General features: G+C 72.4%; 8 protein-coding genes. All 8 read left to right on the top strand.

Features of this window, described 5'->3' with window-relative positions:
• The first annotated feature begins 112 nt into the window (after positions 1 to 112).
• A complete protein-coding gene (locus tag ACDF64_RS03480) occupies positions 113 to 1,750 on the top strand; it encodes an ABC transporter substrate-binding protein (protein ID WP_394553429.1) in 1,638 nt (545 codons plus the stop codon).
• The gene (locus tag ACDF64_RS03475; protein WP_394553427.1) at positions 1,728 to 2,768 is read left to right on the top strand and encodes an ABC transporter permease; all 1,041 of its coding nucleotides are present in this window, start codon (positions 1,728 to 1,730) and stop codon (positions 2,766 to 2,768) included. Before ACDF64_RS03480 ends, ACDF64_RS03475 begins: the two co-directional genes overlap by 23 nt.
• Positions 2,765 to 3,625, top strand: coding sequence for an ABC transporter permease (locus ACDF64_RS03470; RefSeq protein ID WP_394553426.1), 861 nt, complete (start codon positions 2,765 to 2,767; stop codon positions 3,623 to 3,625). Before ACDF64_RS03475 ends, ACDF64_RS03470 begins: the two co-directional genes overlap by 4 nt.
• Positions 3,622 to 5,328, top strand: a complete 1,707-nt coding sequence (locus tag ACDF64_RS03465) for a dipeptide ABC transporter ATP-binding protein (RefSeq protein WP_394553425.1) — start codon at positions 3,622 to 3,624, stop codon at positions 5,326 to 5,328. Before ACDF64_RS03470 ends, ACDF64_RS03465 begins: the two co-directional genes overlap by 4 nt.
• Positions 5,325 to 6,797, top strand: coding sequence for an NtaA/DmoA family FMN-dependent monooxygenase (locus ACDF64_RS03460; RefSeq protein WP_394553424.1), 1,473 nt, complete (start codon positions 5,325 to 5,327; stop codon positions 6,795 to 6,797). The genes ACDF64_RS03465 and ACDF64_RS03460 overlap by 4 nt, the downstream gene beginning before the upstream one ends.
• Positions 6,794 to 8,089 carry an acyl-CoA dehydrogenase family protein gene (locus ACDF64_RS03455; protein ID WP_394553423.1) on the top strand — a complete coding sequence of 432 codons (1,296 nt, stop codon included), beginning with the start codon at positions 6,794 to 6,796 and terminating at the stop codon, positions 8,087 to 8,089. The genes ACDF64_RS03460 and ACDF64_RS03455 overlap by 4 nt, the downstream gene beginning before the upstream one ends.
• A complete protein-coding gene (locus ACDF64_RS03450; protein ID WP_394553422.1) occupies positions 8,086 to 9,510 on the top strand; it encodes an NtaA/DmoA family FMN-dependent monooxygenase in 1,425 nt (474 codons plus the stop codon). Before ACDF64_RS03455 ends, ACDF64_RS03450 begins: the two co-directional genes overlap by 4 nt.
• A gap of 122 nt (positions 9,511 to 9,632) precedes the next feature.
• On the top strand, positions 9,633 to 10,343 hold the full coding sequence (locus tag ACDF64_RS03445) for an NUDIX hydrolase (RefSeq protein WP_394553421.1): 711 nt from the start codon (positions 9,633 to 9,635) through the stop codon (positions 10,341 to 10,343).
• The last annotated feature ends 2 nt before the right edge of the window (positions 10,344 to 10,345 follow it).

The raw sequence follows: 10,345 nt of genomic DNA, 5'->3' as shown, positions 1-10,345 counted from the left end.
CGTGACCCGCCGTGACCCGTGTGACGCGGTCGCGTGGCGGACTCCTGCGGGCGCCGCGTAGCTTCGCCGAGTCCACCACCCCAGACCCGGCACATCCCGGAGGAGCACCCCCATGACCACACGACCAGGCGCATTCGCGCTCATCGCCATCGGCACCGCCGCGACGATCGCGCTCGCCGGCTGCGCGGGCACCACCGGTACCGCCGCGGGCGACGATCCCGTCGACGGCGGCACGATCGTCTACGGCCACCAGCAGGAGCCGGCGTGCGTCTTCGGCGGATGGATCGAGCAGTCCTACCTGAGCTACAACGTGCTCGACAGCCTCGTCGCGCTCGACGAGGACCACCAGGTGGTGCCGTGGCTCGCCCAGGAGTGGAGCGTGAGCGACGACGGGCTGCACTGGACCTTCGTCCTGAAGCCCGACGTGAAGTTCACCGACGGCACCGACGTCGACGCCGAGGCGGTCGCCTTCAACTTCGACCACTGGGTGAACAACGGCGGGAACAGCACCGCCTTCGCCTGGCTCGGCGGCTACTACGAGTCGGCCGAGGCCGTCGACGACCTCACCGTGCAGGTGAACCTCTCCAAGCCGTACCCGCGCCTCGCGGACAACCTGACGCAGGGCTACTTCGGCATCCAGTCGCAGGAGGCGCTCGAGACCCGCAGCGACGAGGACAACTGCGCCGCCCCCATCGGCAGCGGCGCGTTCACCGTCGACCACTGGACGCGTGGCCAGGAGATCGTGCTGAAGCGCAACCCCGACTACACGTCGCCGCCCGCGAACGCCCTCCACACCGGGCCCGCCTACGTCGACGAGGTGGTCTGGAAGTTCATCGCCGACGCCACCACGCGCGTCGCCGCACTGAAGAGCGGCGAGCTCGACGCGATCTACGACGTGCCCGCAGTGCAGTGGAAGCCGACCGGCGACGCGGGCTTCGAGCTGCACAAGTACATCACCCCGGGGCGTCCGCAGCAGCTCACGTTCAACACCTCGCAGGGTCCGTTCACGGACGAGCTCGTGCGCCAGGCCTTCGCCTACTCCCTGGACCGCGAGCAGATCGTCGAATCGATCGGCCAGGGCGTGATCCCCTACGAGGGCAACGGCGGCGTGAGCCAGACCACGCCCGGTTGGAGCGAGGATGCCGCGAACCGGTACTCCTACGACCCTGACCAGGCGAACGAGCTGCTCGACGAGGCCGGCTGGGCCGACGAGGACGGCGACGGCACGCGCGAGAAGGACGGACAGCCCCTCCACGTGACGCTGCCGTACTTCGCGGGCTCGATCATCAACGCCGACGGGGCATCCATCCTGCAGGGCGTCAAGGAGCAGGCCGAGAAGGTCGGCTTCGAGGTCGACCTGATCCCGGTGCCGCAGGCCGAGGCCTTCGCGGGCGCCTACAGCAAGCCGGACGAGCGGGACATCTACCCCGGCTACTGGACGGCGGTCACGAGCGGCATCCTCCAGATCAACTGGGGCGCCGGCACCGGCGGCAACGCGAACCACTGGAACGCGTCGTTCACCGACTACCCCGAGCTCCAGGCGATCATCCTGGAGGCGAACTCGGAGCCCGATGTCGATCGGCAGAACGAGCTCTACGGGCAGGCGCAGGAGTACATCGCCGACCACGCGCTCGCGATCGGCGTCTACGACCGACTCTCCACGCTCGCCGTCGCGCCCGACCTGAAGGACGTCCGGCAGGAGAACGCACAGGGAGGACCGACCTTCTATGACGCGCACTTCGTCCAGTGACGTCGCCTCGTCGACGGGCGCGGTGCTCGGCGGCGGTGCCGCCCCGGTCGAACCGGGGCGGCCCCCGCGGGGCCTCGCGGCACTGAGGCTCGTCGCCCGGAAGCTGGTCGGCGCCGTCCTGGTGCTGCTCGGCGCGGCCACGGCGGCCTTCTTCGCGCAGGCGTCGCTGCCGGGTGACCGGGCGACCGTGATCCTCAACATCCGCGCAGGGCAGGCGGTCGAGCGCACGGCCGAGGAACTCGCGCCCATCCGGGCGGAGTACCACCTCCAGGATCCGCTCGTGGTGCAGTACCTGTCGTACCTCAAGGGCCTGCTCGTGGGCGACCTCGGCACCTCCTACCAGCAGCACCGGCCGGTCGGCGCGATCATCGCCGACCAGCTGGGCGCGACCATCGTGCTCTCGCTCACCGCGATCGTCTTCGCGTGGATCATCATGGTGGCCTGGGTGACGTTCACCGCCGGCCGCGGGCCGTCGGTGAACGCCGTCGGCGGCTTCTTCGACACGGTGGCCGCCGGCCTGCCGCACTACTGGCTCGGGATCATCCTGCTGCTCGTGTTCGCCCTGACGATCGGGTGGTTCCCGGTCATCGGCGGCACGGGGCCCATCGGGATCGTCCTCCCGGCGCTCACGCTCGCGATCCCGCTCGCCGGGTTCCTCGGGCAGGCGACGCGGACCGAGTTCGAACGCGCCCTGGATGCCCCGTTCGTGCTCACCGCGCGCACGCGCGGCATGGCCGACGTCGCCATCCGCCTCCGGCACGTGCTCCGGCACGCCGTGCTCCCCGCGGTCACCCTGACCGGGTGGGCGCTCGGCGCCACGCTCTCCGGTGCGGTCGTCGTCGAGTCGGTGTTCGCCCGGCCCGGCATCGGGCAGGTGCTCGTGACCGCGGTCAGCAGCCAGGACATGCCCGTCGTGATCGGGATCGTGATGCTCATCGCCGGCTTCTACGTGCTCGCGAACCTGCTCGTCGACCTCGCCTACGTGCTCATCGACCCGCGCCTCAGGAGGACCGCATGACCGCCGTCGCCGAACGCACGAACGCCAGGATCACGGTCGCGCACCGGCTCGCGCGGATCCAGTGGGACCGGTACGCCGCGCTCGCCGCGACGGTCGTGTTCGCGGTCGCCGCGCTGTGGCCGCACCTGCTGTCCGCGCAGGGGCCGTACGCGATGGACTTCGAGGCGACCCTGCAGCCGCCGTCGGCCGAGCACTGGTTCGGCACCGACGAGGCCGGGCGCGACCTCTACGCGCGGGTCGTGCACGGCACGGCCGCGTCGCTCGGCGTCGGCATCGGCGCTGCGGGCGTGAGCCTGACGCTCGCGGTCGTGCTCGGCGGGCTCGCCGCGCTCGGGAACCGGTTCGTCGCGGGCCTGGTCGGCTGGTCGCTCGAGGTCGCCTTCGCGTTCCCCGCCCTGCTGCTCTCGCTGCTGCTCATCGCGGTGCTCGGGCCGTCGGCGCTCACGCTCGTCCTCGCCGTCGGACTCGGCACGGCGCCCGGGTACGCGCGCATGGTGCGCGGCCAGGTCCTCGCCGCCAAGGGTTCGCCCTACGTCGAGGCGGCGGTCGCGCTCGGGCACTCGCGCGAGCGGATCCTCCGACGGCACATCCTGCCGAACGCGCTCCGACCGCTCGTCGCAGTGTTCGCGCTGTCGATCGGGCAGTCGATCGTGTGGGCATCGAGCCTGTCGTTCCTCGGCCTCGGCATCGCGCCGCCCGCACCCGAGTGGGGTGCGCTGCTCGACGCCGGACGCGGGTACATCACCGTCGCGCCCTGGCTCACCGTGATCCCCGGCCTCGTGATCGTGCTGCTCGCCCTCACGACGACCACGCTCGGGCGCCACCTGCAGTCGTTCCTCGAGAAGGGGGAGAGATGATGAGCACCATCGAGTCCGAGGCGGGGCCGGCCCTCGCCGCCGAGATCGACGACCTGCCCGGGTTCCGCACGCGGCTGCGCGTGCGCGGCCTGTCGGTCGGCTTCGAGACGGCGGACGGCATCCGGCCGATCGTGCAGGATGTCTCGTTCGACCTCGACCCCGGCCAGTGCGTCGCGATCGTCGGCGAGTCGGGATCGGGCAAGTCGGTCACGGCCAGGACCGTCGTCGGCCTCACCGGTCGAGGCGCGCACGTCCGCGCCGACGAACTCGTCCTGCACGGGCATGACGTCCGCAGGCTCGGCGAACGCCGGTGGCGGGGCATCCGGGGCAAGGAGGTCGGGTTCATCCTGCAGGACGCGCTCGTCTCGCTCGACCCGCTCCGGCCGGTCGGCGCGGAGATCGAGGAGAGCCTGCGCCTGCACGGCTGGGGCGACCGCGCCTCGCGGCGCCGGAAGGTGATCGAGCTGCTCGACGCGGTCGGCGTGCCGGCACCCGAGCGGCGTGCACGGCAGCGTCCCGACCAGCTGTCCGGCGGCCTGCGCCAGCGGGCGCTCATCGCCTCGGCGCTCGCGCTCGACCCGGACGTGGTCATCGCCGACGAGCCGACCACGGCGCTGGACGTCACCGTCCAGGCCCAGGTGCTCGCCCTGCTCGAGGATGCCAAGCGCCGCGGGTCGTCGATCCTGCTCATCAGCCACGACCTGTCGGTCGTCGCCCAGCTGGCCGACCACATCGTCGTCATGCGGGACGGCCGCGTCGTCGAGCAGGGTCCGGCGGGACAGGTGCTCCGCGAGCCGCGCGAGGAGTACACCCGGGCGCTCATCGCCGCGGTGCCGGACGAGGACACGCGCGGACGCGCGCTCAGCCCGGAGGGCGCCGCGCTGCTGGCCGACGCGCCGCCCCAGCCGGAGGTGCTCGACACCGTCGTGCTCGAGGCGACCGGGCTCGTGAAGCACTTCCGGACTCCGGATGGCGCCGTCACGACCGCGGTGGACGACGTGTCGTTCCGGCTCCACCGCGGCGAGACGCTCGGCATCGTCGGCGAATCCGGGTCGGGCAAGAGCACGACCGGTCGCATCGCGCTCGCGCTCGAGGACGCGGACGCGGGTTCGGTCACGCTGCTCGGCGAGCCGTGGTCGGAGCTCCGCGAGCCCAGGCGGCGGGCGCGGCGCTCGCGCATCGCGGTGGTCTCGCAGGACCCGCTGTCGAGCTTCGACCCGCGCTGGAACGTCGAGCGCATCCTGCTCGACGCGCTCCCGGCGGGCGCGCAGCCGACCGCGGCCGCCCGCCGCGCGCGCGTGCACGAGCTGCTCGGCCAGGTCGGCCTGACCGACGCCGTCCTCCGCCGCTTCCCGCGCAAGCTCTCGGGCGGCCAGCGGCAGCGCATCGCGATCGCGCGCGCGCTCGCGACGTCGCCGGACATCGTCGTGCTCGACGAGGCCGTCTCGGCGCTCGACGTCACGATCCAGGCGCAGATCCTCGACCTGCTCGTGGCGCTCCAGCGTCGTCTCGGGCTGTCGTACCTGTTCATCTCGCACGACCTCGGCGTCATCGCCCACCTCAGCCACCGCGTCCTCGTCATGAAGGACGGCCGCGTGGTCGAGGAGGGCACGCCCGACCAGATCTTCCACGAGCCGGCGCACGAGTACACGCGCCGCCTCATCGCCTCCATTCCCGCCTTCGAACCGAGGAGCCACGCATGACCACTCCGCTGCACTTCAACGCGTTCGTGATGAACACGAACTCCCACATCCACCACGGCCAGTGGCGCCGGCCGGACGCCGGCCAGGTCGACTTCGAGAACGTCGAGCTCTGGATCGACCTCGCGAAGAAGCTCGAGGCGGCGAAGTTCGACGCGCTCTTCTTCGCCGACGTCGCGGGCGTGTACGGCGACGCGGACGCCGATTTCGACGTGTACATCCGCGAGGGCCTCCAGATTCCCTCGAACGACCCGATCCCGCTCGTCGCGGCGCTCGCGGTCCACACCGAGCGGATCGGGATCGCGCTCACGTCGAACGTCGCGCAGAGCCACCCGTACCAGTTCGCACGGCAGGTCTCGACGATCGACCACATCTCGAAGGGTCGCGTCGCGTGGAACATCGTGACCGGGGTCCAGGACAACGGCGCGCGCAACTTCGGCTTCCCGCGCCTCACCGACCACACCGAGCGGTACGCGTGGGCCGAGGAGTACGTCGACGTGACGTACAAGCTCTGGGAGGGCTCGTGGGACGAGGGCGCCCTGCTGAAGGACCGCGAGCGCGGCATCTACTCCGACCCGACGAAGATCCACAAGATCAACCACGAGTCGGAGCGGTACTCGGTGCAGGGGCCGCACCTGCCCTCGCCGTCGCCGCAGCGCACGCCCGTGCTCTACCAGGCCGGATCGTCGACCTCGGGCCGCGCGTTCGCCGCGAAGCACGCCGAGGCGACGTTCATCATCGCGCCGACGCCGGCCGTCGCGAAGCAGCTCATCGACGACACGCGCCGTCAGGCCGTCGAGGTCGGGCGCCGCGCGGAGGACATCAAGTTCTTCCAGGGCCTGTCGTTCGTCATCGGCGACACCGAGGAGGAGGCCCGGGCCAAGGCCGCCGAGTACGAGCAGTACGTCTCGGTCGACGGCTACCTCGCGCACTCGGCGCTCGTCGACAAGACCGGGCGGGTCTACGACCCGGAGACGCCCATCAAGGACGTCGACACGAACACCGCGAAGGGGCTCGTCGAGTGGGCCGTGAAGGCGATCACCGACCGCGAACCGCTCGTGCGCGACGTCGCCCTGCTCATCTCGCGCTCGACGCGGCTCGTCGGCACGCCCGAGCAGATCGCCGATGCGCTCGAGGAGTGGCAGGCCGCCGGCGTCGACGGGATCAACGTCATCAACTGGGTGATCCCGGGCTCGTTCGAGGAGTTCGCCGACCGCGTGCTGCCGGTGCTGCGCGAGCGCGGCCTCGCACAGCGCGAGTACGGCCCCGAGTCGACGCTCCGCGGCCGACTCTTCGGCGAGGCGCGCCTCAACGAGCGGCACCCGGCGGCGCGGTACCGCGGGGCGTTCGCGCCCGGCGGCTGGGCCGCGGGCGGCGCTGCGGATGCCTCGGAGCCGGTGGATGCCCCGGAGTCGGTGGATGCCCCGGAGTCGACGGACCCCGCGTCCGAGACGGTCGGCGTCGAAGCATGACCGGCGTCGAGGCCGCCCGGATCGACCGGCTCGCCGTCACGCGGGAGCGGTTCGCCCCGCTGTTCGCATCGATCGCCGAGCGGGCGCTCGCGCACGAGCGCGATGACACGCGCCCGCACGACGAGGTCGCCGCGCTCGCCGCGGCCGGCTTCGGCGCGCTGCGCGTGCCCGTCGAGCTCGGCGGCGGCGGCCTCGACACCGCCGAGTTCTTCGACCTGCTGGTCGACCTCGCGGCGGCCGACTCGAACCAGCCCCAGATCTGGCGGAACCACATCGCGTTCGTCGAGGACCGCCTCGCGGGCGGCACCGACCGCGATCGCGACTGGGTGCGCCGCATCGCCGACGGCACCGTGATCGGGGGCGCGTGGAGCGAGACGGGCACCGCGTCGATGCTCGGCGAGACCCGTCTCGAGCGGGTCGACGGCCGGCTCGTGCTGAACGGTGCGAAGTACTACAGCACGGGATCGATCTACGCCGACCACGTCGGCGTGCTCGCGCTCGCCGACGACGGGGTCCCCGTGATCGCGTTCGTCCCCGCGCGTGCCCAGGGCGTCGAGCTCGTCGACGACTGGGACGGGTTCGGCCAGCGGGCGACCGGCAGCGGCACGACGAGGCTGCACGAGGTCGTCGTGGCCGACGGCGACGTGTTCACGTTCGAGGACCGGTTCGTGTCGCAGGAGGCGATCTACCAGCTCGTGCTGCTCGCCGCCCTGGCGGGCATCGCCCGTGCGGTCCGCGACGAGGCCGTGGCGGGCGTGCTCGCGCGTGCGCGCGCCTACCCGCACGGCCTGGCCGAGCAGCCGCGCGCCGATGCCCAGGTGCAGCAGGTCGTGGGGCGGATCGCGGCGTACGCGGGCTCGGCCGAGGTATCCGTCGCACGCGGGGCCCGTGCGATCGACGGCGTGCACGACGCGGTCGTCTCCGGCGGTGACGTCGAGCAGCAGGCGCGGCGGGCGGCGGTCGCCGTGTACGAGGCGCAGATCACGGTCGCGGACGCCGCGCTGCAGGCCGCGACCCTGGTCTTCGACGCGCTCGGCTCGTCGGGCGTGCGCCGCGAGGCGGCGCTCGACCGGCACTGGCGGAACGCCCGCACGCTCACCTCGCACAACCCGCGCATCTACAAGGAGCGCGTGATCGGCGACGTGCTGCTGAACGGGGCGGACCCGTTGGGCATCTTCGCCGCGGCGACGGCGACGGCGACCGCGACCACCACGGCGACGGCGACCGCCGCGGCGGAGCCGGAGGCATCCATTCCGACCGGGGCATCCGAGCAGGCAGGAGTAGGCGCATGACCGAGAAGAAGCAGCTCATCCTCAACCTGTTCGAGATGGCGTGCATCAGCCACATCTCGCACGGACTCTGGCCGCTGCCCGGCAACAACCGCCACCGGTTCGACGAGCTCGAGTACTGGACCGAGCTCGCCGGGATCCTCGAGGACGGCGGGTTCGACGCGGTGTTCCTCGCCGACGTGATCGGTGCGTACGACGTGTTCCGCGACGGGCCGGAGACCGCCCTGCGCGAGGGCCTGCAGAGCCCGAACCTCGACCCGCTGCTCGTGGTGCCCGCCATGGCCGCGGTCACGAAGCGACTCGGCTTCGGCGTCACGTTCTCCACGACGTACGAACCGCCGTTCGCGTTCGCCCGCCGCGCGTCGACCCTCGACCACCTCACGAAGGGCCGGTTCGGCTGGAACATCGTCACGAGCTACCTGCCGAACGCCGCGCGCAACTTCGGCCTCGACGGCGAGATCCCGCACGACCGCCGGTACGAGCTCGCCGACGAGTACCTCGACGTGGTCTACAAGCTGTGGGAGGGCTCGTGGGATGACGACGCGGTCGTGTACGACCGCGAGCGGCGCATCGCGACCGACCCGTCGAAGGTGCGCTACATCCACCACGTCGGCGAGAACCACCGGGTCGCCGGGCCCCACATCGTGCATCCTTCGAGGCAGCGCACGCCCCTGCTCTTCCAGGCGACCGGGTCGCCCGCGGGCGTCGAGTTCGCCGGACGGCACGCCGAGCTCGTGTTCACCGGCGGCCGGACGACCGAGGAGTTCCGCGGGAACCGGCAGGCGATCCAGGACGCGGCCGTGCGCAACGGGCGCGCAGCCGACGACGTGAAGGCGATCGCGAGCGCGGTCGTCGTCGTGGGACGCACCGAGGAGGAGGCCGCCGACAAGTGGCGCACCTACCAGGAGCACGCGTCGATCGACGGCTACCTCGCGCACTCGAGCCTGCCCGTCGACCTCACGCTCGCGCCGCGCGAAATCACGGTCGCCGAGGCGATCGCGCGATCGGGCACCGAGCTCACGCGTTCGTCGTTCCTGCCGCTGCACCTCACGGTCGGGCAGCTCCTCGACCGCCTCGTGGGCGGGCGCCGCGAGCGCTTCCACGTCGTCGGCACGCCGAAGGTCGTCGCGGACGAGATCGAGCGCTGGCTCGACGAGGATGGCGTCGACGGCATCAACCTGCGCCAGTACCACTCGTTCGACACCGCGCGCGACTTCGCCGAGCTCGTCGTCCCCGAGCTGCGGCGACGCGGACGGCTGCCCGATCCGTCGGAGGCGGCGACGAGCCTGCGCGACCGGGTGTTCGGGCGGGGCGACCGGCTGCCGGACACGCACCTCGCGGCCCGGTACCGGGGCGGAGCGAACCTCGACGTCCCGGTCCCGCCGCTGCGATTCCCCGAGACGGTCGGCGCGGGCGCGGCCTGACGCGCGAGCCCGAGCGGGGCATCCGGGGTCCGGATGTCCCGCTCGGGCGTCTCGGCCCCGCCCCGCCGGGTTGCGAGCCGGATCGCGGACCGACGCGAACCGATCGGGGCTAGCCTCGAAGGATGACCACGCCGTCGTCGTCGATGCGCACCGCGCGGGACGAGCTCGAGGCGCTCGCCGGCCGTGCCGACCTGTTCGCGGACTGGGGCCACACCCGGGGCATCCCGCAGCGCCCGGATCCGCGCCCCGCGGCCGTGCTGATCCTGTTCGGCGTGCTCGACGGCACGCCCGCCGGCCGTGACGCGGAGGCGGCCGTCGTGTCGCGCGACCTCGACCTGCTGCTGCTCGAGCGGGCGCCCACGCTCAGCACGCACGCGGGGCAGGTCGCGTTCCCGGGCGGCCGGATCGACGCCACGGACGCGGACGAGATCGCCGCGGCCCTGCGCGAGGCGCGCGAGGAGACCGGGCTGGATGCCTCGGGCGTCGAGGTGCTCGGTCGCCTGCCGTCGATCCCCGTGCCGGTGTCGGGGCATGTCGTGACGCCCGTGCTCGGGTGGTGGGCGCGGCAGTCGCCGGTCGGCGTGGTCGACGAGGCCGAGAGCTCGCACGTGTTCCGGGTGCCGGTGGCCGACCTGCTCGACCCGGCGAATCGCGTGACCACCGTGATCCGGCGCGGCGGCGACGTCTGGCGGGGTCCCGCCTGGCAGCTCGCGGTCGCGGGCGTCGAGCACCTCGTGTGGGGGTTCACGGCGGGCCTCCTCGATGAACTGCTGACCGCGCTCGGCTGGACCGAGGACTGGGATCGGGGGCGGGAGCTCGAACTGCGGCCGTGAGG

The organism is Agromyces sp. MMS24-JH15, from assembly GCF_043518605.1.
In the GTDB taxonomy this organism is placed as follows: domain Bacteria; phylum Actinomycetota; class Actinomycetes; order Actinomycetales; family Microbacteriaceae; genus Agromyces.
Note: the sequence above shows the minus strand (reverse complement) of the source record. Positions and strands in the feature narration are given on the sequence as shown.

Coding starts and splice junctions, on each gene's coding strand:
- ACDF64_RS03480 (WP_394553429.1), top strand. CDS start 113: ATGACCACACGACCAGGCGCATTCGCGCTCATCGCCATCGGCACCGCC.
- ACDF64_RS03475 (WP_394553427.1), top strand. CDS start 1,728: ATGACGCGCACTTCGTCCAGTGACGTCGCCTCGTCGACGGGCGCGGTG.
- ACDF64_RS03470 (WP_394553426.1), top strand. CDS start 2,765: ATGACCGCCGTCGCCGAACGCACGAACGCCAGGATCACGGTCGCGCAC.
- ACDF64_RS03465 (WP_394553425.1), top strand. CDS start 3,622: ATGATGAGCACCATCGAGTCCGAGGCGGGGCCGGCCCTCGCCGCCGAG.
- ACDF64_RS03460 (WP_394553424.1), top strand. CDS start 5,325: ATGACCACTCCGCTGCACTTCAACGCGTTCGTGATGAACACGAACTCC.
- ACDF64_RS03455 (WP_394553423.1), top strand. CDS start 6,794: ATGACCGGCGTCGAGGCCGCCCGGATCGACCGGCTCGCCGTCACGCGG.
- ACDF64_RS03450 (WP_394553422.1), top strand. CDS start 8,086: ATGACCGAGAAGAAGCAGCTCATCCTCAACCTGTTCGAGATGGCGTGC.
- ACDF64_RS03445 (WP_394553421.1), top strand. CDS start 9,633: ATGACCACGCCGTCGTCGTCGATGCGCACCGCGCGGGACGAGCTCGAG.